This window comes from Streptococcus infantis (assembly GCF_047464215.1).
Taxonomy (GTDB): domain Bacteria; phylum Bacillota; class Bacilli; order Lactobacillales; family Streptococcaceae; genus Streptococcus; species Streptococcus infantis_P.
The window spans coordinates 56787-82095 of the sequence record NZ_JASHCG010000003.1 but is presented as its reverse complement, the minus strand read 5'-3'; the positions used below and the strand labels follow the sequence as shown (position 1 = coordinate 82095).

General features: G+C 39.1%; 29 protein-coding genes. 8 read left to right on the top strand and 21 right to left on the bottom strand.

From position 1 onward, the window contains the following. Nucleotides 1-36: 36 nt before the first annotated feature. The 16 genes from lpdA to QM469_RS02625 all read right to left on the bottom strand — a co-directional run bounded on the left by lpdA (nucleotide 37) and on the right by QM469_RS02625 (nucleotide 14253). Nucleotides 37-1740: a dihydrolipoyl dehydrogenase gene (lpdA, locus tag QM469_RS02700; RefSeq protein WP_414276043.1), complete on the bottom strand. Its 1704-nt coding sequence runs from the start codon at nucleotides 1738-1740 to the stop codon at nucleotides 37-39. Between the two features lie 39 nt (nucleotides 1741-1779). Then, entirely contained in the window at nucleotides 1780-2823 is a 1044-nt protein-coding gene (locus QM469_RS02695; RefSeq protein WP_414276042.1) for a dihydrolipoamide acetyltransferase, read from the bottom strand. A 321-nt stretch (nucleotides 2824-3144) separates the two neighbouring features. Beyond that, entirely contained in the window at nucleotides 3145-4137 is a 993-nt protein-coding gene (locus QM469_RS02690; protein ID WP_311522291.1) for an alpha-ketoacid dehydrogenase subunit beta, read from the bottom strand. Between the two features lie 16 nt (nucleotides 4138-4153). Next, a complete protein-coding gene (locus QM469_RS02685; protein WP_070460439.1) occupies nucleotides 4154-5122 on the bottom strand; it encodes a thiamine pyrophosphate-dependent dehydrogenase E1 component subunit alpha in 969 nt (322 codons plus the stop codon). Nucleotides 5123-5301: 179 nt separating this feature from the next. Further along, on the bottom strand, nucleotides 5302-6642 hold the full coding sequence (locus QM469_RS02680; RefSeq protein ID WP_414276041.1) for an MATE family efflux transporter: 1341 nt from the start codon (nucleotides 6640-6642) through the stop codon (nucleotides 5302-5304). An 11-nt stretch (nucleotides 6643-6653) separates the two neighbouring features. Beyond that, nucleotides 6654-6914, bottom strand: coding sequence for a hypothetical protein (locus QM469_RS02675; RefSeq protein WP_414276040.1), 261 nt, complete (start codon nucleotides 6912-6914; stop codon nucleotides 6654-6656). A gap of 10 nt (nucleotides 6915-6924) precedes the next feature. Continuing rightward, nucleotides 6925-8196: a dihydroorotase gene (locus QM469_RS02670; RefSeq protein ID WP_414276039.1), complete on the bottom strand. Its 1272-nt coding sequence runs from the start codon at nucleotides 8194-8196 to the stop codon at nucleotides 6925-6927. A gap of 12 nt (nucleotides 8197-8208) precedes the next feature. Continuing rightward, a complete protein-coding gene (locus QM469_RS02665) occupies nucleotides 8209-8673 on the bottom strand; it encodes an NUDIX hydrolase (RefSeq protein WP_001135775.1) in 465 nt (154 codons plus the stop codon). A 9-nt stretch (nucleotides 8674-8682) separates the two neighbouring features. Continuing rightward, nucleotides 8683-9336, bottom strand: a complete 654-nt coding sequence (locus tag QM469_RS02660) for a uracil-DNA glycosylase (protein WP_414276038.1) — start codon at nucleotides 9334-9336, stop codon at nucleotides 8683-8685. A 61-nt stretch (nucleotides 9337-9397) separates the two neighbouring features. Then, nucleotides 9398-10090, bottom strand: a complete 693-nt coding sequence (locus QM469_RS02655; RefSeq protein WP_414276037.1) for a YjjG family noncanonical pyrimidine nucleotidase — start codon at nucleotides 10088-10090, stop codon at nucleotides 9398-9400. A gap of 74 nt (nucleotides 10091-10164) precedes the next feature. Beyond that, nucleotides 10165-10503, bottom strand: a complete 339-nt coding sequence (locus tag QM469_RS02650; protein ID WP_414276036.1) for a type II toxin-antitoxin system RelE/ParE family toxin — start codon at nucleotides 10501-10503, stop codon at nucleotides 10165-10167. Beyond that, a complete protein-coding gene (locus tag QM469_RS02645; RefSeq protein WP_414276035.1) occupies nucleotides 10496-10789 on the bottom strand; it encodes an antitoxin in 294 nt (97 codons plus the stop codon). Before QM469_RS02645 ends, QM469_RS02650 begins: the two co-directional genes overlap by 8 nt. 104 nt (nucleotides 10790-10893) lie before the next feature. Next, nucleotides 10894-11868, bottom strand: a complete 975-nt coding sequence (gene pta / locus QM469_RS02640; RefSeq protein ID WP_049509200.1) for a phosphate acetyltransferase — start codon at nucleotides 11866-11868, stop codon at nucleotides 10894-10896. Between the two features lie 15 nt (nucleotides 11869-11883). Beyond that, nucleotides 11884-12783 carry an RluA family pseudouridine synthase gene (locus tag QM469_RS02635; RefSeq protein WP_414276034.1) on the bottom strand — a complete coding sequence of 300 codons (900 nt, stop codon included), beginning with the start codon at nucleotides 12781-12783 and terminating at the stop codon, nucleotides 11884-11886. Further along, on the bottom strand, nucleotides 12780-13598 hold the full coding sequence (locus tag QM469_RS02630; RefSeq protein ID WP_049529685.1) for an NAD kinase: 819 nt from the start codon (nucleotides 13596-13598) through the stop codon (nucleotides 12780-12782). The genes QM469_RS02635 and QM469_RS02630 overlap by 4 nt, the downstream gene beginning before the upstream one ends. Next, nucleotides 13582-14253, bottom strand: a complete 672-nt coding sequence (locus tag QM469_RS02625; protein WP_075230515.1) for a GTP pyrophosphokinase family protein — start codon at nucleotides 14251-14253, stop codon at nucleotides 13582-13584. The genes QM469_RS02630 and QM469_RS02625 overlap by 17 nt, the downstream gene beginning before the upstream one ends. Nucleotides 14254-14387: 134 nt before the next feature. Here QM469_RS02625 and QM469_RS02620 point away from each other — a divergent pair, with 134 nt between their 5' ends. The 7 genes from QM469_RS02620 (at nucleotide 14388) to QM469_RS02590 (ending at nucleotide 19162) form a co-directional block, all read left to right on the top strand. Further along, a complete protein-coding gene (locus tag QM469_RS02620) occupies nucleotides 14388-14957 on the top strand; it encodes a CYTH domain-containing protein (protein ID WP_414276033.1) in 570 nt (189 codons plus the stop codon). 124 nt (nucleotides 14958-15081) lie between these two features. Next, nucleotides 15082-16026 carry a ribose-phosphate diphosphokinase gene (locus QM469_RS02615; protein ID WP_049503350.1) on the top strand — a complete coding sequence of 315 codons (945 nt, stop codon included), beginning with the start codon at nucleotides 15082-15084 and terminating at the stop codon, nucleotides 16024-16026. A gap of 15 nt (nucleotides 16027-16041) precedes the next feature. After that, nucleotides 16042-17157, top strand: a complete 1116-nt coding sequence (locus QM469_RS02610; RefSeq protein ID WP_414276032.1) for a cysteine desulfurase family protein — start codon at nucleotides 16042-16044, stop codon at nucleotides 17155-17157. 4 nt (nucleotides 17158-17161) lie between these two features. Next, on the top strand, nucleotides 17162-17509 hold the full coding sequence (locus QM469_RS02605) for a DUF1831 domain-containing protein (protein WP_414276031.1): 348 nt from the start codon (nucleotides 17162-17164) through the stop codon (nucleotides 17507-17509). 9 nt (nucleotides 17510-17518) lie between these two features. Continuing rightward, nucleotides 17519-17734, top strand: coding sequence for a DUF4649 family protein (locus QM469_RS02600; protein ID WP_070460469.1), 216 nt, complete (start codon nucleotides 17519-17521; stop codon nucleotides 17732-17734). 81 nt (nucleotides 17735-17815) lie between these two features. Beyond that, nucleotides 17816-18457: a redox-sensing transcriptional repressor Rex gene (locus tag QM469_RS02595; RefSeq protein ID WP_311522274.1), complete on the top strand. Its 642-nt coding sequence runs from the start codon at nucleotides 17816-17818 to the stop codon at nucleotides 18455-18457. Between the two features lie 15 nt (nucleotides 18458-18472). Further along, on the top strand, nucleotides 18473-19162 hold the full coding sequence (locus QM469_RS02590; RefSeq protein ID WP_414276030.1) for a gamma-glutamyl-gamma-aminobutyrate hydrolase family protein: 690 nt from the start codon (nucleotides 18473-18475) through the stop codon (nucleotides 19160-19162). A 23-nt stretch (nucleotides 19163-19185) separates the two neighbouring features. Here QM469_RS02590 and radC read toward each other — a convergent pair whose 3' ends face one another. Together radC and QM469_RS02580 are read right to left on the bottom strand one after the other, a co-directional pair. After that, complete coding sequence (gene radC, locus QM469_RS02585) at nucleotides 19186-19866, bottom strand: RadC family protein (protein ID WP_000286951.1); 681 nt, start codon at nucleotides 19864-19866, stop codon at nucleotides 19186-19188. A gap of 63 nt (nucleotides 19867-19929) precedes the next feature. Then, nucleotides 19930-21210 (bottom strand): O-acetylhomoserine aminocarboxypropyltransferase/cysteine synthase family protein, encoded by a 1281-nt coding sequence (locus QM469_RS02580; protein ID WP_414276029.1) that lies wholly within the window; start codon nucleotides 21208-21210, stop codon nucleotides 19930-19932. A gap of 218 nt (nucleotides 21211-21428) precedes the next feature. Here QM469_RS02580 and QM469_RS02575 point away from each other — a divergent pair, with 218 nt between their 5' ends. After that, entirely contained in the window at nucleotides 21429-22124 is a 696-nt protein-coding gene (locus QM469_RS02575; protein WP_414276028.1) for a VIT family protein, read from the top strand. A gap of 212 nt (nucleotides 22125-22336) precedes the next feature. Here QM469_RS02575 and QM469_RS02570 read toward each other — a convergent pair whose 3' ends face one another. Genes QM469_RS02570 through QM469_RS02560 form a run of 3 tightly spaced genes read right to left on the bottom strand, consistent with a single transcriptional unit; the run spans nucleotide 22337 to nucleotide 25234 of the window. Further along, on the bottom strand, nucleotides 22337-22609 hold the full coding sequence (locus QM469_RS02570; protein ID WP_371607755.1) for a PspC domain-containing protein: 273 nt from the start codon (nucleotides 22607-22609) through the stop codon (nucleotides 22337-22339). A gap of 59 nt (nucleotides 22610-22668) precedes the next feature. Next, nucleotides 22669-23118, bottom strand: a complete 450-nt coding sequence (locus QM469_RS02565) for a SprT family protein (RefSeq protein ID WP_281335595.1) — start codon at nucleotides 23116-23118, stop codon at nucleotides 22669-22671. Continuing rightward, nucleotides 23105-25234 (bottom strand): Tex family protein, encoded by a 2130-nt coding sequence (locus QM469_RS02560; protein ID WP_414276027.1) that lies wholly within the window; start codon nucleotides 25232-25234, stop codon nucleotides 23105-23107. Before QM469_RS02560 ends, QM469_RS02565 begins: the two co-directional genes overlap by 14 nt. Nucleotides 25235-25309: the final 75 nt, after the last annotated feature.

Genomic DNA, 25309 nt, shown 5'->3' with positions numbered 1-25309 from the left:
AGACTGGAAAATAATTCCAGTCTAGTCTATCTATTTTTATTTTTTCTTAGGTGAATGGATAGCCATTCCAAGAACATCAGCAAATGCTTCGTACATAACTTCAGAGTATGTTGGGTGTCCGTGGATTGTCTTAAGCATTTCTTCAACAGTGATTTCCATTTCGATGATACTTGACGCTTCATTGATCAACTCTGCAGCAGCAGGACCAATGATATGAACACCAAGGATTTCACCATATTTCTTGTCTGCAATGACTTTTACAAATCCTTGAGCAGCATCTGATGCAATTGCACGTCCGTTTGCGGCAAAGTTGAATTTACCGATTTGGACATCATATTTCTCACGAGCTTGTTCTTCTGTCAAACCAACTGCTGCTACTTCTGGAAGTGTATAGATAGCTGCAGGAGTCAAGTTCAATTTGGCAACAGCGTGGTTTCCTTTAAGGGCATTTTCAGCCGCTACTTCACCCATACGGAAGGCAGCGTGGGCCAACATCTTAGTACCGTTGATATCACCTGGTGCATAGATACCTGGAACAGAAGTTTCCATGTATTCGTTAACCTTGATACGACCACGGTCTAACTCAAACTCAACTTCTCCGATTCCTTCAAGATCTGGAACACGACCGATTGAAAGAAGAGCTTTATTTGCGATGATATCATCTTTTCCTTCAACCTTGATACGAAGTTTGCCATCTTCTTCAATGATTTCTTGCAGTTTAGTACCTGTCAAGATAGTCATACCTTTGCGTTCAAGAATCAAGCGAAGGTTCTTAGAGACTTCCGCATCCATTGCTGGAACAATGCGATCCATCATTTCGATAACAGTAACTTTTGAACCAAATGTCATGAAGGCTTGTCCGAGTTCGATACCGACAACTCCACCACCAATGATAACGAGGCTTTCTGGTACTTCATTCATTTCAAGGATATCGTCACTAGTCATCACAAGAGATGATTCCATGCCAGGAACGTTGATTTTGCTTACTTTTGAACCACCAGCAAGAATAATCCTCTTAGTTTCAAGCAATTCAGAACCATTTACCAAGACATTCTTATCTTTAGTAATAGTACCGATACCTTTATGAACATCAACTCCATAGCTACGAAGAAGTCCTGCCACACCACCAACAAGAGTATTAACAACTTTAGATTTAGTTTCTAAAAGTTTGTCCATATCAACAGTGAAGTTAGGATTTTCAATTACGATACCACGATTTGCTGCATGACCGATATTTTCGATAATTTCGGCGTTGTGAAGGTAAGTCTTAGTTGGGATACATCCACGGTTTAAGCAAGTTCCACCAAGTTCAGATTTCTCAACAAGAGCAACCTTACCACCTAATTGAGCTGCTTTAATGGCAGAAACATAACCAGCAGGTCCACCACCAATAACAACGATATCATAAGCATCATCGCTCTTACCATCATCGTTCGAAGCACTTGCTGCAGGTGCTGGGCTAGCTTCTGGTGCAACTGCTCCAGCTGTTGGGATATTTTCCCCTTCTTCACCAAGATAACCGATAACTTCAGTAACAGGAACAGTCTCGCCGTCCCCTTTCAGGATAGCGATCAAGTAACCGTCTTCTTCTGCTTCCAATTCCATGCTGACTTTGTCAGTCATGATTTCCAAAAGGATTTCTCCTTCTTTTACAAATTCTCCGACTTTTTTATTCCATTGGACGATTTGTCCTTCTGTCATATCCACGCCGGCTTTTGGCATAATTACTTCTAAGGCCATATCTTACTTCCTTTATCTATATTTCTAAAAATAAATTCTCTAAACCAACATTGAGATTGGGTTTTCAATTAAAGCTTTCAAGTCTTTCATAAACTTAGCACCAGCCATACCATCTACGACACGGTGGTCAATTGTTAAACCAAGACTCATAATTGGACGAATCACGATTTCTCCATTAACAACAACTGGTTTCTCAATTGTTGAGCTAACCCCAAGGATTGCTGAGTTCGGTTGGTTAATGATTGGACCGAATGATTGAACGCCAAACATTCCCAAGTTACTGATGGTGAAGGTTGAGTTTTGCAATTCGCTAGGAGCTAGTTTACCATCCAAAGTACGTCCGATAACATCTTTGAAGGCAACTACCAACTCAGACAAGCTCATTTTTTCAGCATTATAAACAACTGGCGTCATCAAACCATTATCCATTCCTACAGCCATCGCAAGGTTGACATAGTTGTGAGTGATAATAGTCTTACCATCTTCAGTTAATGACGCATTGATGTATGGGTGTTTCATAAGAGTCTTAACAACTGCAAGTGAAAGCAAGTCTGTAACGGTAATTTTCTTACCAGTTGCTTCCATGATTGGATCAAGGACTTTCTTACGAAGGGCAAGCAATTCAGACATATCAACATCGTAGTTAAGCGTAAAGGTTGGGGCAGTCAAGTATGATTCAACCATACGTTGAGCAATAACCTTACGCATTGGTGTCATCGGAATGCGTTCGATTTCTCCATAAGGTGTCACGTTATCTGGAACTTCTTCTACTTTCTCAATTTGAGCAGGTGATTTAATCGTATCGTTTTCGATATTTTCAGGAAGGAAAGCTAAAACATCCTTCTTCATAATTTTGCCACGATGACCAGTTCCTTGGATTTCCTGCCATGCAATGTTATGTTCAAGGGCAATTCGTTTTGCGAGTGGCGAAATGCGAACCACATTAGTGTCTTTATATGTTTCCACGTCTTCTTTGTGGACACGACCGTTTGCGCCTGAGCCAGAAATATCGTAGAGATTAATTCCTAAATCATCCGCTAATTTTCTAGCTGCAGGAGTCGCTCTTAGCTTATCATCAGCCATGACCTCTCCTATTCTATTATAAGATACTAAGGGCGTCAAAAGTCACAGTGAAAATAGTAAACTTGACGAAGAAACTTTAGTTTCTAGGAAAGTTTATCTTTTTCAAACAGACTTAAGCCCGAGTTCAACTCTACAAGTAACTTGGATACGAATCGTATCTCAAGTTACTACGGTTGCCGCTATAAGGCGGTCAACCTAGTAGACTTACTAAGTCGTTCGTCGGTTAATATCGACCCGACTCTCTCCTGTCGCAACTTTTCAACTTACTTGGATACAAAAATTATCTCAAATAAGTTTCGTTTACATAATTTATATTATGTATTATTGTTTGTTATGAGTTTTACGGATTGCATCTTTGATGCTTTCAACTGTTGGAATCATTGCATTTTCAAGATTTTGTGCATAAGGCATTGGTACATCTTCACCTGCGCAACGGCGGATTGGTGCATCCAAATAATCAAATGCTTCTGATTCTGAGATAATAGCTGAGATTTCACCGATAAAACCACTTGTCTTGTGAGCATCATTGACAAGAACTACTTTTCCTGTTTTCTTAACTGAGTTAATGATGATGTCTTTATCAAGTGGAACCAAAGTACGTGGGTCTACTACTTCTACTGAAATGCCTTCCTCAGCCAATTCTTCAGCTGCTTGCATAACACGACGAAGCATTTTACCATATGTTACTACTGTTACATCAGTTCCTTCGCGTTTGATTTCTCCGACACCAAGTGGAATGGTGTAGTCAGGATCAACAGGCACTTCGCCTTTTTGGTTAAATTCTGACTTGTATTCAAGAATGATAACAGGGTTGTTATCACGAATAGAAGACTTGAGAAGTCCCTTCATATCAGCTGGTGTACCTGGAGCTACTACTTTCAATCCTGGGATATGCGTAAACCATGTTTCCAATGATTGTGAGTGTTGAGCTGCAGAACCTACACCATTACCTGCTGCACAGCGGATTGTCATAGGCACTTGACCTTTACCGCCAAACATGTAACGAGTTTTAGCTGCTTGGTTGACGATATTATCCATGGCAATAACTGAAAAGTCCATGAAAGTCATATCAACGATTGGACGAAGTCCAGTCATAGCAGCACCAGCAGCAGCACCAGAAATTGCAGCTTCTGAAATTGGACAGTCACGTACACGTTCTGGTCCAAATTCTTCAAGCATACCTACAGATGTACCAAAGTCTCCACCAAAGACACCGACATCTTCACCCATCAAGAGTACATTTTCATCACGACGCATTTCCTCAGACATAGCAAGGATAATGGTATCGCGGAAAGACATTAATTTTGTTTCCATATTTCTCTACTTCTCCTTAGTCTGCGTAAATATCTTCGAATGCTGATTCTAGTGGAGGGAATGGGCTTTCTTCTGCAAACTTAACAGATGCTTCCACTGCTTCCTTGACTTGAGCCTGAATTTCTTCAAGTTCTTCTGCACTAGCAATCTTATTTTCAACAAGGTATTTGCGAAGGTTTTCGATTGGATCTTTTTCCTTCCACATATCGACTTCTTCACGTGTACGATATTTACCAGGGTCTGATGATGAGTGACCAAGCCAACGATAGGTTACACTTTCGATTAAGACAGGGCCTTTACCAGAACGAACATGGTCAACTGCTTTCTTAAATCCTTCGTAGACATCGATAACATTGTTACCGTCTTCGATAAACATTCCAGGAATACCGTAAGCAGCACTACGCTCATGGATATGCTTGACATTTGTCATTTTCTTAATATCGGCAGAGATTCCATAACCGTTATTGATACAGTAGAAAATTACTGGAAGATTCCAAATTGAAGCCATATTAACAGCTTCATGGAATACACCTTCGTTAGTCGCACCATCACCAAAGAAGCAGACAACGATTTTACCAGTGTTTTTCATTTGTTGAGTAAGGGCTGCACCTACTGCGATTCCCATACCACCACCAACAATACCGTTGGCACCAAGGTTACCTGCATCAAGGTCTGCGATGTGCATTGATCCACCTTTACCTTTACAAGTCCCTGTATACTTACCAAGGATTTCAGCCATCATCCCATTGAGGTCGATACCCTTAGCAATGGCTTGTCCGTGACCACGGTGGTTTGAGGTTATGAGGTCATCTTCGTTTAGAGCTAACATAGCCCCAACGTTGGCAGCTTCCTCACCAACAGAAAAGTGCGTCATACCGGGCACTTTACCTTTTTTTACTAATTGAGCAATTTTTAAGTCCATACGACGAATTTCTTCCATCTTACGGAACATCTCAAGCAAAAGATTTTTATCTAAAGTTGACATAATCTTGCCTTTCTAAGTTTAATTTCTTATAGTTCTATTTTACTGTATATGTTAATTTGTGTCAAAAAATATGCCTGCAATTTTTCACAATATACAAAAAGAAAAGTCAGTAAAACCAAGACTTTTCTTTATATAAAATACAAATTTCACAAGTTATTTTTTCATTATTTTTCAACAAATTATTTGAATCTTTTCATAATAACTTGTAAACGCCACTGATAAAGAATTCCACTTACCATTAAACTAATGATGAGAGCAATCCAATAGGAGTACGCACCTAAACTAGTCGAATAATCAAGATATAACCCAAGCGGAATCCCAACACCCCAGTATCCAAGAAGACCAAGGCAAAAAGGAACAATCGTATCCTTGTAACCTCTTAAAATCCCTTGCAAAGGTGCCGCAAAGGTATCAGCTAACTGGAAGAACAAGCTATAGGTCATAAAAGAAGCTGTCAGTTGGATAAATTCTGGATCTTGACCATATAATCTGGCTACATTTTCACGATAGATATAGAGAAAACTAAGTGTTAAAACTGCAAACACCATAGCTGTTAAACGACCAATATGGATATACTGTTTAGCATCATCTAACCGTTTAGCTCCTACCTCATAAGAAATCACAATAGCCATAGCAGTTGAAATACTCATAGGAAAAGCATACATCAGATTTGAAAAATTCATAGCTGACTGATGACTGGCAATAATAAGAGATGAGAATCTCGCCATAATCAAACCAACAACTGAAAAAATGGCTACTTCAGCAAATACCGTCCCACCAATTGGTAGACCAAGATAAATAGCTTCCTTGATTTTTTTGATTTGTAGGGGCATAGGTCTTTGGAGTTGATATTCCTTGAGCTTTTTATGCTTTAACAAGACCAAAACCGAAATCAGCAACAAAGCCCAGTAGGCAAAGGAAGTTCCCAGACCTGCTCCTGCACCTCCTAACTCAGGAAAACCAAAAGCTCCATAAATCAATACATAGTTGAAACCACTATTTAAGGGTAGCAAGAGGAGCATGAGATACATAGACAATTTTGTCAGTCCTAGCGTATCAAGTAGCGATCGAATAACACTAAAAAGCAAGAGAGGAATAATACCGATGGCTAAGAGCCACAGATAACGTATGGCAACGCTGGATACAGCCACTTCCAATCCCATGAATTGTAATACAATTGGTGCTAAAAAGAAAACCAAGCCAAAAAGTACGATAGATAAGGCTAAAGCCAAATAAAGAAATTGATAAAAATCCGAAGAAACTTCTTTCTTTTTTCCTTGTCCCAAATGGTGACCAATAATAGGGACCAAGGCTGAGACGATTCCAGTCAAAAAGGTAAAGAAAGGATTCCATAAACTAGTTGCAATTGAAACACCCGCTAGATCGAGAGTATTATATTGGCCCGTCATCGTGGTATCGACAAAGGAGGCCGAATAATTAGCGAATTGGTAAATTAAAATAGGAAAGAAAATTTTTAAAAATAAGATGATTTTGTCTTTAATAGTTTCTGTTGTATGCATACCTACTCTTTCTACTCCTTTTCATCCAAGCCAAAAAGCTTTAAACCGTATTTTCTCAAGCTCAAAGGTGGATTACTAGTTTTTGATGTCGTGTGCCAGCAATTACATGAGGCGCAATAATAGCTTCTAACTAAGCCACCATTATCATACTCTACGGCATGATCAGCTTTTTCCTTGGTTTCATACTGAATTTTAGCACGGTTAGCGGCTGGACAATATACTCCATGGCAAGCATTTCGTTTACGATTTCTAAGTTTACGAAAATAATTCATCCTCAAGCTCCTAATCTGCTTGATAAACGATTTGTCCCTTACAGATAGTATATTTGACATGCCCTTTTAATTGTTCACCAATGAATGGTGAATTAGCTGCTTTAGAAGCAAAATGTGTGTCAACGATTCGGTCAGCTTTATCATCAAAAATCGTAATATCAGCTGGACCATTTTCAGTTAGATAACCTGCTTCAAAATTATAAAGTTTGGCTGGATTGTAGGTCATTTTTTCTAGCAATTGCATTAAACTCAACTCGCCAGCTTCAACCAGATAGGTTAAACCTAGTGACAAAGAAGTTTCCAAACCTGTCATACCTGATGGAGCTTTGGTAATATCCTCAACATTTTTTTCGTCAGCATGGTGAGGCGCGTGGTCAGTAGCAATGACAGAAATGACTCCAGATTTTAAACCTTCAATGACGGCGCGACGGTCTGATTCCAAACGAAGAGGTGGATTCATCTTAGCGTTACTTCCTTTAGTCAAAAGCAGAGCTTCAGTCTTAGAAAAATGCTGTGGAGATACTTCTGCAGTTACGTTTGCTCCCATATTTTGAGCAAACTCCACAACTTTGACACTTTCTTCCTTAGACAAATGCTGGATATGAACATGAGCCTTGGTTGCATAGGCAATCATGACATCACGTGCAATCATAGCGTACTCTGCAACCCCAGTAGCACCGCAGATATGGAAATGTTCTTTAGCGATATTTTCGTTAAAACCAAGCGTACCATTTAAACCAGGATCTTCTTCGTGCAAGCTGATAAAGGTGTTGAGTTTTTTAGCCTTTTCCATGGCTTCCTTAACAACTTTACTACTTTCAAGAGGAATTCCGTCATCAGAAAAACCAACAGCACCAGCTTCTAAAAGCGCCTTAAAATCTGTCAAATCTTGGCCATTAAAGTTTTTGGTAATCGTTGCTACAGACTTAACGTTAATTTTTTCCTTTGCCGCAGATTGAAGAACTTCCTGCAAAGTCTCAACATCTGAAATGGTTGGATTGGTATTAGCCATCATGACAACTGTCGTAAAACCACCAGCTGCTGCTGCTAGTGCACCTGTATGAATGTCTTCTTTATGAGTTTGACCAGGTTCACGGAAATGAACATGGATATCTACCAAACCGGGTGCAACTACAAGACCAGTAGCATCAAGCACCTCTGCTCCTTCTTCCTTAATTTCAGACGCAATTTTGACAATTTTCCCATCTTCAACCAAGACATCACACACTTGATCCAAACCAGACTTAGGATCCATCACACGGCCGTTTTTGATTAGTAGCATCTGCTTTCTCCTTTATTCGTAGAAATCCACTTGTGTATCCAATAACTTATCACCATCATAGACAAACTTGGCTGAAAAGAAGGGTTTATCTTCTAAAAGCCACTCGACAAAGGTATGGTCACCTTCCCAGGTCGGTTTGCTTAAAACTTCATCGTAAGGAACCCATTCTAAGGTCCCTTCGTTACAGTCAATCAATTCACCCTCAAACTCTGTTACCTTAAAGACGTAGGTGTACCAGTCCAAGTCCGGTGTAAACTCTGGAAAGGTGATAACTCCTTTTAATACTGGTTTTGCTTTTAGACCAGTTTCTTCTAAAATCTCACGAGCAGCACATTCTTGTGGGGTTTCTCCACGCTCTAACTTTCCACCTACACCGATCCATTTTCCTTCATGGACATCATTAGGCTTTTTATTGCGATGAAGCATGAGCAATTCTTTTCCATTATCAATGTAGCAAATTGTCGCTAACTGAGGCATATTCTCTCCTTATCTAAGCCAATCGATTGGCTCTTGTCCTGTTTCTTTTAAGAATGCATTGGCCTTGGAAAAAGGCTTAGAACCCCAAAATCCTCGATAAACCGATAAAGGACTTGGATGGGATGATTCGATAATCAAGTGCTGAGGATTGGTAACCAAGGACTTCTTCTTACGTGCATAAGTACCCCAGAGTACAAAAACCACTGGTCTATCTAAATTATTGACAACCTTAATCACTGCATCCGTGAATGGCTCCCAAATCTGACCAGCATGACCATTAGCCTGGCCAGCCGGGACAGTCAAGCAAGCATTGAGAAGCAAGACTCCCTGCTCAGCCCAAGAGGTCAAGTCATGAGACGGTTTTACCCCAATATCATCCGCAAGTTCTTTTAAAATATTTTGCAAAGAAGGAGGGGCTGGAATAGAATCTGGAACAGAAAAACTCAATCCCTGCGCCTGCCCAGGCCCATGATAAGGATCCTGCCCCAGAATCACCACCTTAACCTCTTCTAGAGGAGTTGTTAAAAGAGCCTGAAAAACCTTTTCCTTTGGCGGATAAACAGTTCCCTGAGCATAGACTTGCTCCATAAAGTGATTGATTTTCCCAAAATAACCCTCAGGTAATTGCTCTTTAATCAAAGCATGCCAAGATGAGTGTTCCATAGCCGACTCCTTCGTTAATACTGCCTCTATTATAGCAAAAAGTGGCTACCTAAACCACTTTTTACAGTTTATCTAAGCAATCCAGCAAATCTTTGTAAGAATGAACTTCATATGTTGGATGTAGTTGTGTTGTATTTTCTAAATGTTGAGGATTGTACCAGATGGTATCAATGCCAGCATTATTTCCACCCTGAATATCAGCTGATAAGGAATCACCAATCATAAGGGCATGATTTTTATCAAAGTTAGGGATTCGAGCTCCAATTTTCTCATAAAATGCTGCATCTGGTTTTTGGGTATGGAGTTGCTCTGAAATGAAGATTTTCTTGAAAAATGGTGCAATACCAGATTGCTCCAAACGACCTGTCTGAATAGAGGTAATTCCATTTGTAGCAGCATAGAGTTCATAGCCCTGATGTATCAAATTTTTTAATAAATCTTCCACACCTGGGAAAGTCTGCCCTTGTTTAGATAGGAAAAACTGGTAGCGCTCTGCTAAGTAGGCCCCATCTTTTTCAATACCAAAATGAGCAAACAATTTTTCAAAACGAGTATTGACCAATTCTTTTTTTGTAATTTTTTTCTGTTCCAAATCCTTCCAAAGTGATTTGTTCATAGGTACATAATAATCCTTGTAAGTTTGGATATCCTCAACTCCTTCTTCAGCGAGTAGAAAGTCTAAAGCAACATCCTCAGCAGCATCAAAATCGAGTAGTGTGTGATCGAGGTCGAATAATAGAAATTTGTATTTCAATTTTAAAAACTTCCTTTCTTTGGGGGACAAAGAGTGGGACTAAATGATTCAAAAAAATTAAAAAAATTTTACCTCTACTTATTGAATAACTTAGCCCAATTCTGCTTGGAATTTAAAATTCTGGAGACATAAACCTCATATTTGTCGATATAATAAAAAGCTAAGTAATTTTCAATTGGCATATATCGATAACGTTTTCCGTCATCTGTTAATTCACCATAACCTCGGCTCGACACCAAAGGGCATGCTTCTGGAAAGGTTTCTAAAGTTTCTAGTGCCGTTAGAATAAGGTATAGTTTACTATCGGCAGATTGCTGGCTGTAAAAATTCAGTACAATATAATCATGTATTTCTCTCAAGTCTTTTTTAGCTTGATCCGTAAGAGAAATATGGTAACGCTTATGATTAGTCAAGTCCAAATTCCTTTCTTACATCTGCCAAAGACGTTAGTTTACCTTGCTCAATTTCTTGATGTCCCATCAAAATTTCCTTTTTCAAGTCTTCAAAAGCAACCTGATATTGAGTCTCTTGTAAATCACTAAATACGAACTCTTTGGGATCAACCGCACCTGTCGCAATTTTACGAAGTGCAGCATTAAAGATATCTGACATGGTTAACTTTTCATCAGCTAAGATTTCTTTCGTTTGTTGGTAAAAAGTCGAATCTGCTCTAAAATTAACAGGTTGAGTACTTGCCATGATTAATACCTCTTTGTAAAGATGATTTGTAAATACATTTTATCATCTTTAGATTTGAAATTCAACGAAAAGCTCCTTTAAGAGAAAAGGAGCTATCTTATATTTTATTGGTGTACAGCTTGGGCTGCTGTGATAAGAGTAAGCTTGAAGACGTCGTCTGAATTACATCCACGAGAAAGGTCATTAACTGGCTTGTTCAAACCTTGCAATACTGGACCAACCGCTGCAAATCCACCGAGACGTTCTGCCATCTTGTAACCGATATTTCCTGCTTCAATACCTGGGAAGATAAAGACGTTTGCTTGACCAGCAACCTTGCTTCCTGGTGCTTTAAGAGCGGCTGTTTCTGGAACGAAGGCAGCATCGAATTGCAATTCGCCATCAATTTCAAGATCAGGACGAAGATCGTGAGCAATTTTAGTTGCTTCAACAACCTTATCTACGCTTTCACCAAATCCAGAACCTTTAGTTGAGTAGCTTAGCATTGCAATTTTTGGTTCGATACCGAACATCTTAGCTGTGATAGCAGAGTTAATCGCAATCTCTGCCAAAGCTTCAGCATCAGGATTGATATTGATGGCACAGTCACCAAATAGGTAACGCTCAGTGCCACGAACCATAAGGAAGGCACCTGAAGTACGACTAACATTTGGACGTGTTTTAATGATTTGAAGGGCTGGGCGAACAGTTGCAGCAGTAGAGTGAATAGCTCCTGAAACCATTCCATCTACCAAGCCCATGTATACCAACATAACACCAAAATAGTTCACGTCTTTAACCAAGATTTCACGAGCTTCTTCTTCAGTCATTTTTCCTTTACGACGTTCTACAAGTGATGCTACCATGTCTTCAAATTGAGGGTAATGTGCAGGATCGATTACTTCATAACCATCCATGATTCCTTCGATTTCAAGATAGATTTTAATTTTATCAGGATTTCCAAGTAGGACAGGGATAACTTCTGTTTCTTTTACGATGCGTTTTGTTGCTTGAAGAATGCGTGGTTCTTCACCTTCAGGCAAGACAATACGTGCATTTTTACCAACTAGGTTGGCTTTTAAATTTTCAAAAACTTCCATGAGTTTTTACTCCTTTTAAGATAAATTATTATTTGATAACTGAGTAATAAGAGTGTTGAAATCATCCGGCAGTGGACTTTCCATCTCCAACCGCTCTTCAAGAAAAGGATGATAAAACGATAAGTAATGGCAATGCAGAGCTTGACGCTCTATGCCATGTTCAAGACTACCACCATAGAGGTCATCACCAAGCAAAGGGAAACCGATATGTGAGAAATGGACACGAATCTGGTGTGTCCTTCCTGTATGCAGTCGAATATCAACTAGATGAATATTGCCATAAGACTCCACTATACGATAGGAGGTATGAGCATATTTACCACCTTTTGCAACTCGTCTAGTAATGATTGAATCTTCGTCACGGGCAATCGGTGCAATAATTTCACCTTGAGGTTCCAAAAAACCATCTCCTTTGACTAGAGCAAAATAACGCTTTTCAATGGCTTTCTTTTGCAACTGCTTGTCTAGTCTAGCATGAGCATAACCATGTTTAGCAAAAAGCATGAGACCCGAAGTATCGCGATCTAGTCTGGTTACAATGTGAACCTGCTGATTTTCATAGTTCTGTTTCACATAGTGGCCCTTGATAAAGTTAGCGATGGTATTGGAATGATTGACACTAGGAATCGAGGCCACACCAAAGGGTTTGTTTAAAATCAAGAAATGATCATCTTCAAACAGAATATCCAGTAGATAATCAATGGCTTCCAGTGTCTCGAAACCTTCCTCAGGAGGAATATCGATGACAACCACATCCCCAATATCTAAGAGATAGGTTGCATTTTGTGGATGACCGTTTACGCGAATATCTCCGCCTCGAAACTTGATTTTGGCCAGCAATCCTTTAGAGACTTCATGCTTTTTCAGAAAAGTCTTTACCTTGACGTGTTCGTCAGCAATAAATTCAAACCTCATTCATCCACCTCACCAATAAAGGCATCTTTGACACGATTCCAAAAACTAGTATGGCTTGGTGTTGCTACAAAATGAATCTTATGATGGTCTATCTGGTATTCTATTCTTTCAATATTACGGTAAGAATAAATGCTATTGTCAACAGAAATCGTATGATAGTCATTACGAGTTGGTATCAATTCTATCTTATCCTTCTTAGGCACAATGATAGAAGAACCTAAGGTTCTGTAGACACGATTGTTAAGACTCGCAATTTCTGTCAATTGTAGGGCCTCAATAGTAGGGTGCAAAACAGCTCCACCAAGAGATTTATTATAGGCTGTACTGCCAGTTGGCGTCGATACCGTCAGGCCATCTCCCCTAAAACGTTCAAATGGCACTTGGTTAATGATAATATCGGCAACCATAGTCCTATCAGCTCTCCGAATACTAGCCTCATTCAAAGCACGGAAAATTTTCACTTCTCCATTTTCCAAAAATACCTTTACATTTAAAAGTGGATAAGACACACGAGCTCCAGTATCTAACTGTAAATTAGTAACCAATTGGTCCAGTTCAAAATCACGGTAATCCGTATAGAAACCTAAATGACCCGTGTGAACACCAACGAAGCGAACCTTATCCAGCTGGTCTTCATACTTGTGAAAAGCAGACAAAAGCATCCCATCCCCACCTATGGAAATCACGATATCGGGATGTTTATCATTTAATATAAAGTTATTCTTTTTTAGTCGATCTCTTAATTCATATAAGACTCTTTGACTTTGAGGTTTGCGATTAGCGATTAGATCAATTCGTTTACCTGTATTCTTCATCGGTATCGTCACTATTACCTACCCCGTCATTTAACTTTCTATGCAATGGATCAAAGAGAGCTTGTGCTTCTTGAATATCATCACGAATTTTACTCATTTCTTCATCCAATTGATGGGATATCCTTGCTGTAATTTCCAAACGTTCCTTAATTTCTTCTGGAAAATCGCCTTGATATTTATAATTAAGAGAATGCTCGATGGTAGCCCAGAAATTCATCGCCAAGGTACGAATCTGAATCTCCACCAGAATCGTTCTTGCACCCTTGATTGTGTCAACAGTATACTCAATAATCAAATGGTAAGAACGATAGCCTGAAGCCTTTCGATGAGTGATGTAGTCACGTTCTTGTACCACTCTCATGTCTTGCCTCTTACGAAGGATGGCAACAACCTCGCTCACGTCATCTACAAATTGAACCATGACACGCAAACCTGCAATATCTTGCAAGTCCTGTTCTAACGTATCGTATCCAATCCCTCGACGAGCCATTTTTTCTTTTATACTTTCGATCGGTTTGACTCGACCAGTTACAAACTCAATTGGAGAATGTTTATTTTGTTTGCGGTATTGTTTTCGAATACCTCGGAGTTTTATCTTCAGCTCTCCGACAGCCTGAATGTAAGGATCTAAAAATTCTTCCCATTCTGTAATCATATATCTTTTTCATCCAATTCTCTATACACTTCGATTTATCTAGTTTTTGATTTTCTAGGAAAAATCTTATACAATAAATACAATGCTTATTATACCATACAATCGCTTTCAAAGATAAGGAAAAAGTAAAAAAAATGAAACATTTAGAAATTGAAATGAAAACACTTCTAAACAAGGATGAATATCAAAGATTGCAGGAGCACTTTTCAGGAGTCACACCTATTACACAAAAAAATTACTACCTAGACACGCCTGATTTTTACCTTCGCCAACATAAAATCGCTATGCGCATTCGTACTTTTGAAAATAGCGCTGAATTGACCATAAAAATCCCACAAAAAGTCGGAAATATGGAGTATAATCAAGGTCTCAGCCTTGAGGAAGCAAACCATTGTCTTAAAGAATGTAAATTTCCACAAGGAATGATTCTTGACGAATTGACTAGCCGTGGACTTTCAACCAATGGCTGGGTAGTTTTAGGTTGCCTAACTACTGTTCGCTACGAAAAGCAAACTCCGATCGGACTCATGGCACTTGATCAAAGCCAATACTTTGATATTGTTGACTATGAGCTTGAATTAGAAGTGGAAGATGGAAACCAAGGTAGTCTTGATTTCCAAGAATTTTTACAAGCCAATGAAATCCATTACAAAAAAGCTCCTTCAAAATTGGTTCGTTTTATAGAAAATATGAAAAAATACTGAAATAATCTTCTTTTTTTGATAAAATAAAAGGGATGAAAAATAATAGAATCTGTTGTAGAGAGCATTTATCACTGAAAGTGTCTCACTATAGCGATTCACTTAGTTTAAAGAGGACGGTTTATCGATGTCAGATACAAAAAACATGAAACTTTTCGCACTATCTTCCAACCAGGAAATTGCTCAAAGAATCGCAGATGCTGCAGGTGTTCCACTTGGAAAAGTATCTTCACGCCAATTTTCAGATGGTGAAATCCAAGTTAATATTGAGGAAAGTGTTCGTGGATATGATGTTTATATCATCCAATCAACTAGTTATCCAGTAAATAACCACTTGATGGAACTCTTGATTATGGTTGATGCTTGTGTTCGCGCTAGTGCTAATACTATTAACGTTGTACTTCCATACTTCGGCTACGCTCGCCAAGATCGTATCGCTTCTTCTCGCGAACCACTTACTGCAAAACTGGTTGCAAATATGTTGGTGAAAGCTGGAGTTAGTCGTGTATTGACTCTTGACCTCCATGCCGTTCAGGTTCAAGGATTCTTTGACATTCCTGTAGATAATCTCTATACCATTCCACTTTTTGCAAAACATTACTGCGATAAAGGTTTGACTGGTTCAGATGTGGTTGTTGTCAGTCCTAAAAACTCTGGTGTAAAACGTGCGCGTAGTCTTGCAGAATACCTAGATGCTCCAATTGCCATCATTGATTATGCACAAGATGATTCTGAACGCAGTCAAGGTTACATTATCGGAGATGTCGAAGGTAAAAAGGCAATCTTGATCGATGACATTCTGAACACTGGCCGTACCTTCTCTGAAGCTGCTAAAATTTTAGAGCGTGACGGCGCAACTGAAATCTATGCGGTTTCAAGTCATGGTCTATTTGTTAACGGTGCTGCAGAGTTATTAGATGCAACAAATATTAAGGAAATCTTGGTTACAGATTCTGTTGTGACAGAAAGTAGAAAACCTAAAAACGTGCAATACATCACTGCTAGCGAACTGATTGGTGATGCTATGGTTCGTATTCATGAAAGAAAACCAGTTAGTCCACTATTTAAATAGAAATTAGGTGAGTTTTTGATTTATTTGGATAATGCTGCAACGACTCCGATGTCTTCAGTAGCAATCTCAGCAATGACTCAAGTCATGCAAGAAACTTATGGCAACCCTTCTAGTATTCATGGACATGGGCGCCAAGCAGGTAAACTATTACGAGAAGCTCGTCAAGAACTAGCAAGTTTACTAGGAACAAAGCCACAACATATATTCTTTACCACTGGTGGTACTGAAAGCAATAATACTGCTATCATCGGCTACTGCCTTCGCCACCAAAATCGTGGAAAGCACATTATCACTACTGCGATTGAGCACCATGCTGTTCTAGAACCCATCAAATACTTGGTTGAAAATTTCGGTTTTGAAGTGACTATTTTACAGCCTGAACATCAAGAAATCACTGCAGACCAAGTCAAAAATGCACTGCGTGAAGATACCATTCTTGTTTCTACTATGTTTGCCAACAATGAAACTGGTACACTGTTACCTATTGCTGAAATTGGTGAGGTTCTAAAAAATCATCCAGCCGTCTATCATGTCGATGCAGTTCAGGCAGTCGGTAAATTAGAGATACTTCCCGAAAAATTGGGAATTGATTTTCTTAGTGCTTCTGCACACAAATTTTATGGTCCAAAAGGAGTTGGTTTTCTCTATGCTGCTTCTACAGATTTTGATTCCTACCTTCATGGTGGTGATCAAGAGCAGAAAAAAAGAGCAGGAACAGAAAATCTTCCTGCCATTGTAGGAATGATAGCAGCTCTAAAGGATGATCTTGAAAACCAAGCACAAAACTTTGAAAAGGTTCAACAACTAAAAGACACCTTCTTAAAGGAAATGGCTGATACAAACTATTACCTCAATCAAGGAAAAGACCAGCTACCTTATGTCCTTAATATTGGATTTCCAGGTCAACGAAATGATCTACTACTCCTTCGTCTGGATCTTGAAGGGATTTCTATTTCAACTGGTTCTGCTTGCACTGCAGGCGTCGTTCAGGTTAGTCATGTTCTTCAGGCTTTCTACGGAGAGGACTCTCCTCGCTTACACGAATCCGTTCGCGTCAGCATTTCACCTCAAAATACAGAGCAAGAAATGATCATCCTCGCACAAACTCTAAAAGAAATCATTGGAGGTTAACTCAATGGCATTCGAAAAAACTATTAGTCTCAAAAATTGCCGTTACGATTACACAATCAGTCCAACTGTCAAAAAGTTCACTCTAAAAGATAACACTTTTTTTGAAACTAAGGTTGGTAACTATGAACTAACGCGTCTTCTTGAAAAAGTTCCAAATAGTGGGGAAGGTTTCCAACTTAAGATTATCATCAACAAAGACTTAACAGGTGCAAAAATCAACATCACTGATAAATTTGGTCTACGTTTAGTCGATATCTTTAAGTCAGAAGAAACTCATATCCACCAAGAGAAATTTTACTTCTTGATGGATAGTCTTGTTGAACGTGATGTATTTACTAAAAGCGAAAGATAGAAGGTTCCTATGTTTCGATTAACTTACAAGGATACCTATCAAGTCGATCGCGTTTTAGAATACGAAGATTACGAAGCACTCATGCTGTCACTTTCAGGATGTGTGACTCTTCCAGATACGACCGTCATTACTTCTCTGACCTATAATGGAAAAGAAATCTATCAGGGGCTTCTGGGAAATCTCTATCGTTTTCTATCTCACTATGATTTTACGAAGATAAGCTAAGATTTTTCTTAGTTTTTTCTTATTTTTGTTGATTTTTTCACAATCTTTCTATAAAATAGTATTTAGAAAGGTTGTGATTTTGTGAAAGAAAAACAGTCTGCTATTCCAAAAGCAACAGCAAAGAGACTTTCTCTTTATTATCGTATCTTTAAAAGATTTCATGCAGAAAAAATTGAAAGAGCCAACTCAAAACAAATTGCCGAGGCCATTGGTATTGATTCTGCTACCGTTAGACGAGATTTTTCCTACTTTGGTGAACTTGGTCGCCGTGGATTTGGCTACGATGTCAAAAAACTAATGACGTTTTTTGCTGATCTTCTAAATGATAATTCTATTACAAATGTTATGTTGGTGGGTATTGGTAATATGGGGCACGCTCTCCTTCACTACCGTTTCCATGAACGAAACAAAATGAAAATTATTATGGCTTTTGATTTGGATGATCATCCTGAAGTTGGGACGAAAACTCCCGATGGAATTCCAATTTATGGAATCTCCCAAATCAAGGATAAAATAAAAAATGCAGATGTGAAAACTGCAATCTTAACTGTTCCGAGTGTCAAATCACAAGAAGTAGCTAATCTCCTTGTCGATGCAGGTATTAAAGGAATTTTAAGCTTTTCACCCGTTCATCTCCAACTACCAAAAGATGTGGTGGCTCAATATGTGGATTTAACTAGTGAATTGCAAACTCTCCTCTATTTCATGAGAAAAGAGGATTAGAAAGCGTAAGCATTTATGAAAAAACCAGTTATTGGGATTACAGGAAACGAAAAAGCTCATCCTGATGATGAGCTAATGATGAGCTATGCTGCAAAGGGCTTTGTTGAAGGAGTCAAGGAGGCTGGGGGAATTCCCATTATCCTACCAATTGGTGATCAAGAAATGGCTAGTTACTACATTGGCTTGATTGATAAACTCATTTTAACTGGTGGACAAAATGTCGATCCAAAGTTCTATGGTGAATCTAAAACGATCGATAGCGATGACTACCACCTTCAGAGAGATATTTTTGAGCTAGCTCTTATAAAAGAAGCCATTAAACAGAAGAAACCGATTTTTTCTGTTTGTCGAGGCACCCAGCTCTTTAATGTGGCTATGGGTGGAACTCTTTATCAAGATATTGAAGACCATTGGCAAGATACTTCAGCTGAGTATACAACTCAACGTTTAGTCACCGAGCCTGATACTATTCTTCGAGAAATCTATGGAGAAATCTCTCATATCAACTCTTTCCATCATCAGAGTATTAAAGACCTTGCTCCAAATCTAAAGGTTGTCGCTCATGATCCTAAAGACGGTATTATTGAAGCTGTAATAACGACTGATGGTTTCCCTTACCTCGGTGTTCAATGGCATCCGGAATTTCTTTTTGAAAATCGCCCCAAAGATAAAAAACTTTTCGACTATATCGTCAATGAATTGTAAAACCTGTATCATATACAGGTTTTTTAAATCAGATCCGTCTTCTCACGGTAACTAAAATAATCGGAATGTGAAACAATGAGATGGTCCAATAAGACCAAACCCATTAATTCGCAGGCTTCTTTAACAAGTTTCGTAACATGGTCATCATTTCTACTAGGCATGACAGCTCCAGATGGATGATTATGAACAAGAATCACGGATGTTGCCATATGCTTTAGAGCATAGTGGAGAATTTCTCTTGGTTCCGCAATACTTCTAGTAGCAGATCCAATAAAAATGGTTTGCTGATGAATAATTTGATTTTGTGTATTCAGATAGAGCGCCACTAGGTGCTCTTGTTTTTTATCTCCCAATTCTTGTTGCATCTTTTTAGCCAGTCTTTGACTACTAAGAATGCTCTCTGCCTCAATAGTTTCATGTTTGTGAATACGACTTCCAAGCTCAATCATTGCTTGCAGTTCAATAGCTTTTACTCTCCCGATTCCTGATAAACTCTGCAGTTCTTGCAAGGTCATTTTTTTTAACTCAGTTAAACTGTTCAATTGAGACAATACTTTCTGTGCAATTTCAAAAACAGTAGATTGACGAGTCCCTGTTCGTAATAAAATGGCTAGTAATTCCTGATTACTCAAACTCTCTACTCCTTCTGTCACCAGCCGTTCTCTTGGCAAGAGTGAATCTTCTTGAAATGAAATACTATACATAAAAATCCTCCTCACTTTATTATTCGTGAGAAGGATCTTAAACCAGATAAATTTTATCTATTTTTAAATATTTTCAAGAGCAAGACGCAAATCTTCAATCAAATCATCAACATTTTCAAGACCAATTGATAGACGAATTTGATTTTTAGTTACCCCTGCTGCTTCTAAATCTGAGTCAGACAACTGGGCATGAGTTGTAGTTGCTGGATGAACGACCAATGATTTTGCATCTGCCACATTGGCTAGGTTTGAAAAGATTTCCAAGTTGTCAATCACCTTACGTGCTTCTGCTTCTCCACCTTTAACATGGAAGGTAAAGATTGAACCAACACCTTTTGGTAAATATTTCTCTGCTAAGGTATGGTAAGGGCTATCAGCTAATTTTGGATAATTAACTTTTTCAACCTTTGGATGGTTCACAAGGAAATCAACGATTTTTTCAGCATTTTGAACATGGCGTTCAACACGTAGAGAAAGTGTTTCAAGGCCTTGCAAGAGCAAGAATGAGTTAAATGGTGAAAGGGCAGCTCCCATATCGCGAAGCAGTTGAACACGAGCAGCAACGATAAAAGCTGCAGCACCAACATCACGAGTATAGCTGATATTGTGGTAGCTTGGATCTTCTTCGACTAATTGAGGGAATTTCCCTGAAGCAGTCCAGTCAAACTTCCCACTATCAACGATAACACCACCGATTGTTGTACCATGACCACCGATAAACTTAGTAGCCGAGTGGACTGCGATATCTACACCGTGAGAAAAGACATTGATCAGATATGGTGTTGCAAAGGTATTGTCTGCAACCAAAGGAATCTGATGTTTATGAGCAATTTCAGCAATTTTTTCGATATCAGGAATGTTGATAACTGGATTACCCAAAGTCTCGATCAAAACAAGTTTGGTATTATCTTTAATAGCTACCTCTATTTCTTCTAGATTATTGATATCAACAAAAGTTGTGGTGATTCCATAGCGAGGAAGGGTTTCCTTCAAAAGATTAAAGGTACCACCGTAGATAGTTGAAGCTGCAACAACATGGTCACCTGCGTGAGCAAGTCCAAGAATAGTATAAGTAAGAGCTGCCATCCCAGATGCTGTGGCAAGAGCACCAACACCACCTTCAAGAGCTGCAATACGCTCTTCAAAGGCTGAAGTTGTTGGGTTAGTAATACGAGTATAGATATTCCCAGCTTTCTGAAGTGCAAAAAGTTCTGCTCCTTCTTGTGTATCTTCAAATACAAAAGATGTTGTTTGGTAAATGGGTACAGCACGAGATTTGGTAGTAGCATCTACAACTTGTCCTGCATGCAATTGCAGAGTTTCAAATTTAAATTCACGAGTCATAGTCAGACCTCCAAAGATTTCATTAGGTTCATTGTATCACCTATTTCACTAGGTTACAAATACAACTTTGTTATATCTTGGCATAAGCAATAGCTATGGCTATGCCTGATAGAGAAAAATAGCAATCTTTTATTAGAATTGTAGAACTTTTTTCAGATAGTTAAAAATGTTTGTTTTCACTTCTCCTATCCTTTATACTAGATATAAAGGAGAATACTATGTCAGAAAATAAACATGAAATAGATACAAACTTTGCTGGTCGTTTAAATATCCTACGTGCTGGTGTTCTTGGAGCTAATGACGGGATTATTTCCATTGCAGGTGTTGTTATCGGGGTTGCCAGTGCAACCAGCAATATCTGGATTATCTTTCTCTCAGGTTTAGCTGCAATCTTAGCAGGTGCATTTTCTATGGCTGGAGGCGAGTATGTCTCTGTATCTACTCAAAAAGACACCGAGGAAGCCGCTGTAGCGCGTGAACAATTACTTTTGGATAAGGATCTCGAAGCTGCAAAAAAATCCCTCTATGCTGCTTATCTTCAAAATGGTGAGTGTGAAACTTCAGCTCAACTTTTAGTCAATAAAGCTTTTCTAAAAAATCCTCTCAAGGCTTTGGTTGAGGAAAAATACGGAATCGAGTACGAAGAATTTACTAATCCTTGGCATGCTGCAACATCTAGCTTCATCGCTTTTGTTCTTGGTAGTTTACCACCAATGCTTTCGGTTACAATCTTTACAAGTGACTACCGAATCCCTGCTACTGTTGTTATTGTAGCAATTTCTCTATTAGTTACCGGCTACACCAGTGCTAAACTTGGAAAAGCACCAACCAAAACAGCTATGATTCGTAACCTTTGTATCGGTCTTTTAACCATGGGAATGACTTATCTATTGGGTCAATTGTTTAGTATTTAAAAAAGAGAGTGGGACAGAAATCAGTAATTCGTTAGAATTCGATTTCGTCGTCCCACCTCCGCACAGTTGAGTAGGGCTGTAAAAGCTGATGAAATCAGCGTAGTAAAGCCCACTCAACCACTGCGTCTTGCTCGGCAATCCAAAGACAATTGAGAGGCTAGGACTTTCGTCCCAGCCTCTTTTACTATCAAAATATAGACAGTTAATTTGATTTACCAAAACCAACCTTCGTCATCATTGATAGGTTTGGCTTCTTTGATCTTGCGTGGGCCTGTTCCATACATTTCAGCTTCGATATCTTCCTTTGTTGGTAGGATAGAAGCTAAGATAATGTAGATAATAATTCCGAGTCCAAAGTTTGCGATTGTAAAGATTGCAAAAAGGAAACGAACTAGGGTTACATCAAGATTCCACTTATCAGATAGACCTGCAAGAACACCTGATATCATGCGATTTCTTCTCATTTTATAAAATTTTGTATTCATAATTTATTCCTCTTTCGGATTTCTTAATCTTAGTATAGCACTAAGCTAGATTTGCTACATCAGTCCTTAGGCCGATTTAACAAGAGGAGCTTTCCACGACAGAGACCACAACGATAACGCTTGGTATCGATTTTTCGCTTTCTTTGATAGATTTGGTGACAAGTCTGACAAGTATAGACTAAGCTTGGCTTTTGATTGGCACTTGATAAGGGAGGAACAAAGCGGAGACCATCGACCTCTTTTAGAAGTTGCTTAAAGGCTAAATCCTTATGCTGATAGCCCTTGCCTTCAAAGTAAAGATGGTAATGACAGAGCTCATGACGAACAATTTTACGAAAAACCTCTAAACCAAGTTCTTGATATACTTTGGGATTGAAATCCAAATGACCATCCTTAGGGAAAAATCGCCCACCTGTCGACCGTAGACGAGTATTCCATTGAGCTTGGTGTTTGAAAGGTTTTCCAAAATCTTCTATAGAAACCTGTTTAACGTAATCAGTTAGATTCATTTGGTGCAAGAAGCGACAGATTCACTTTTTCGCGGTCAGCGTCGATTTTTTTCACCCAAACGGTTACCAAATCGCCGACTGATACTACTTGACTTGGATGTTTGATAAATTTCTTACTCATGTGAGAAATATGAATGAGACCATCCTCATGGATACCGATATCAACAAAGGCACCGAAGTCAACGACGTTGCGCACAACTCCTTCAAGTTTTTGCCCAACTTGTAAGTCTTTGATATCCAAGACATCCTGACGAAGGACTGGAGCATCAAAGGAATCACGGAAATCACGTCCTGGTTTGAGAAGGTCAGCGATAATGTCTTTAAGTGTTTCTTGACCGAGTTCTAGCTCTTGAGCCATTTCCTTGATTGAAACGGATTTTAGCTTGGCTTGCGCTTCTTCATTTAGGTCTTTAATATCTAAGCGTTTGAAGAGTTCCTTGACCGCTGCATAGTTTTCTGGGTGAACACCAGTATTGTCAAGGATGTTGCTGCTTTCAGGAATACGAAGGAAACCAGCAGCCTGCTCAAAGGCCTTAGCACCTAGTCGAGGAACTTTCTTGATTTGGGCTCGTGAAGTGATTTTTCCTTCTTCCTCACGGTACTTAACGATATTTTCAGAGATGGTTTTGTTTAGTCCTGCAACATGTGAAAGTAGGGCTGGACTAGCTGTATTGATATTGACACCAACTTGGTTAACAACTGTATCCACCACGAAATCAAGACTTTCAGATAGTTTTTTCTGACTAACATCGTGCTGATACTGGCCAACACCGATGGATTTAGGGTCAATTTTAACCAATTCAGCAAGGGGATCTTGCAAGCGACGAGCGATTGAGATTGCCGAACGTTTTTCAACGGTTAGTTCTGGAAACTCCTGACGGGCAAGTTCACTAGCTGAGTAGACAGACGCACCACTCTCATTGACAATGACATAGCTAACTTCTGGAAAATCCTTGAGCACTACGGCGACAAAAGCTTCACTTTCACGACTAGCAGTTCCATTTCCGATAGCAATAATTTCAACACCGTATTGGCCAATCAAATCTGCCAAATCACGCTTAGCTTCTTCAATCTGAAGAGCTGAAGCTGGTTTGACTGGATAAATGACTTGCGTTGTCAGCATCTTACCAGTCGCATCAACGACCGCAAGCTTGGCACCTGTACGAAAGGCAGGGTCAAATCCAAGAACCACGCGCCCTTTTAGTGGTGCTACGAGAAGGAGATTCCGAAGGTTTTCTGAGAAGAGTTGAATAGCTCCTTCTTCTGCCTTCTCTGTTAACTCAGTACGAATACGTCGCTCAATAGCCGGCAATACTTTTTTCTTAACAGATTGTTGAATCACTTCATCTATATAAGCATTTTTAACCTTGAAACGAGCAGCAAAGAAGGCTTGGATACGATCAACCGCATGCTCAAAACCAATCTTCAAGATGCCTAACTTTTCACCACGATTAAGGGCAAGTGTACGGTAGCCCTGCATGTTAGCAACCGTCTCCGAGAAATCGTAATAAATCTGAAAGACTTGTTTTTCATCAAGAATTTCGTCTTTAAGTTGAGATGTAATCTTAGAATGTCTAAGGACCTCTTGATAAGTCATTGAACGTAAGTTGACATCCTCAGAGAGAGCTTCAACCAAAATATCAACTGCACCTGCTAAAGCATCTTGTGGAGTCTCGAAACCTTCGCAGACAAATGCTTCTGCTTCTTTTTCTAGGTCAGAAACATTTTGCAGGATTAGGCGAGCAAGTGGAAAGAGTCCAGCTTCACGCGCAATTGTCGCCTTGGTGCGCCGTTTTTCTTTATAAGGAAGATAGAGCTCTTCAACGTCTGCGAGTTTTTCAGCAGCTAAGATGGCTTCTTCTAACTCTTTGGTCAACTTACCTTGCTCTTGAATCTTAGCCAAAACAGCTTCCTTACGGTCATTGAGGTTAGTAAGACTTTTATCAAGGTCGATAATAGCTTTAATGGCCACCTCATCCAAACTTCCAGTCATGTCCTTACGATAACGAGCGATAAAGGGGATGGTTGCTCCTTCTGCTGTCAAAGACAAGACCGTATCAATTTGCTTTAAGCTTACACCCAAATCTTGGGAAATTTTTTCATATTTTTTATCCATGAAACTATTATACCATAAGGAAGAAAGCTTGTTTTCATTAATGTCACAGTTAGCTTGGTATTTGTTGAAGATAAA

Coding starts and splice junctions, on each gene's coding strand:
- lpdA (WP_414276043.1), bottom strand. CDS start 1,740: ATGGCCTTAGAAGTAATTATGCCAAAAGCCGGCGTGGATATGACAGAA.
- QM469_RS02695 (WP_414276042.1), bottom strand. CDS start 2,823: ATGGCTGATGATAAGCTAAGAGCGACTCCTGCAGCTAGAAAATTAGCG.
- QM469_RS02690 (WP_311522291.1), bottom strand. CDS start 4,137: ATGGAAACAAAATTAATGTCTTTCCGCGATACCATTATCCTTGCTATG.
- QM469_RS02685 (WP_070460439.1), bottom strand. CDS start 5,122: ATGTCAACTTTAGATAAAAATCTTTTGCTTGAGATGTTCCGTAAGATG.
- QM469_RS02680 (WP_414276041.1), bottom strand. CDS start 6,642: ATGCATACAACAGAAACTATTAAAGACAAAATCATCTTATTTTTAAAA.
- QM469_RS02675 (WP_414276040.1), bottom strand. CDS start 6,914: ATGAATTATTTTCGTAAACTTAGAAATCGTAAACGAAATGCTTGCCAT.
- QM469_RS02670 (WP_414276039.1), bottom strand. CDS start 8,196: ATGCTACTAATCAAAAACGGCCGTGTGATGGATCCTAAGTCTGGTTTG.
- QM469_RS02665 (WP_001135775.1), bottom strand. CDS start 8,673: ATGCCTCAGTTAGCGACAATTTGCTACATTGATAATGGAAAAGAATTG.
- QM469_RS02660 (WP_414276038.1), bottom strand. CDS start 9,336: ATGGAACACTCATCTTGGCATGCTTTGATTAAAGAGCAATTACCTGAG.
- QM469_RS02645 (WP_414276035.1), bottom strand. CDS start 10,789: ATGGCAAGTACTCAACCTGTTAATTTTAGAGCAGATTCGACTTTTTAC.
- pta (WP_049509200.1), bottom strand. CDS start 11,868: ATGGAAGTTTTTGAAAATTTAAAAGCCAACCTAGTTGGTAAAAATGCA.
- QM469_RS02635 (WP_414276034.1), bottom strand. CDS start 12,783: ATGAGGTTTGAATTTATTGCTGACGAACACGTCAAGGTAAAGACTTTT.
- QM469_RS02630 (WP_049529685.1), bottom strand. CDS start 13,598: ATGAAGAATACAGGTAAACGAATTGATCTAATCGCTAATCGCAAACCT.
- QM469_RS02625 (WP_075230515.1), bottom strand. CDS start 14,253: ATGATTACAGAATGGGAAGAATTTTTAGATCCTTACATTCAGGCTGTC.
- QM469_RS02620 (WP_414276033.1), top strand. CDS start 14,388: ATGAAACATTTAGAAATTGAAATGAAAACACTTCTAAACAAGGATGAA.
- QM469_RS02615 (WP_049503350.1), top strand. CDS start 15,082: ATGTCAGATACAAAAAACATGAAACTTTTCGCACTATCTTCCAACCAG.
- QM469_RS02605 (WP_414276031.1), top strand. CDS start 17,162: ATGGCATTCGAAAAAACTATTAGTCTCAAAAATTGCCGTTACGATTAC.
- QM469_RS02600 (WP_070460469.1), top strand. CDS start 17,519: ATGTTTCGATTAACTTACAAGGATACCTATCAAGTCGATCGCGTTTTA.
- QM469_RS02590 (WP_414276030.1), top strand. CDS start 18,473: ATGAAAAAACCAGTTATTGGGATTACAGGAAACGAAAAAGCTCATCCT.
- radC (WP_000286951.1), bottom strand. CDS start 19,866: ATGTATAGTATTTCATTTCAAGAAGATTCACTCTTGCCAAGAGAACGG.
- QM469_RS02580 (WP_414276029.1), bottom strand. CDS start 21,210: ATGACTCGTGAATTTAAATTTGAAACTCTGCAATTGCATGCAGGACAA.
- QM469_RS02575 (WP_414276028.1), top strand. CDS start 21,429: ATGTCAGAAAATAAACATGAAATAGATACAAACTTTGCTGGTCGTTTA.
- QM469_RS02570 (WP_371607755.1), bottom strand. CDS start 22,609: ATGAATACAAAATTTTATAAAATGAGAAGAAATCGCATGATATCAGGT.
- QM469_RS02565 (WP_281335595.1), bottom strand. CDS start 23,118: ATGAATCTAACTGATTACGTTAAACAGGTTTCTATAGAAGATTTTGGA.
- QM469_RS02560 (WP_414276027.1), bottom strand. CDS start 25,234: ATGGATAAAAAATATGAAAAAATTTCCCAAGATTTGGGTGTAAGCTTA.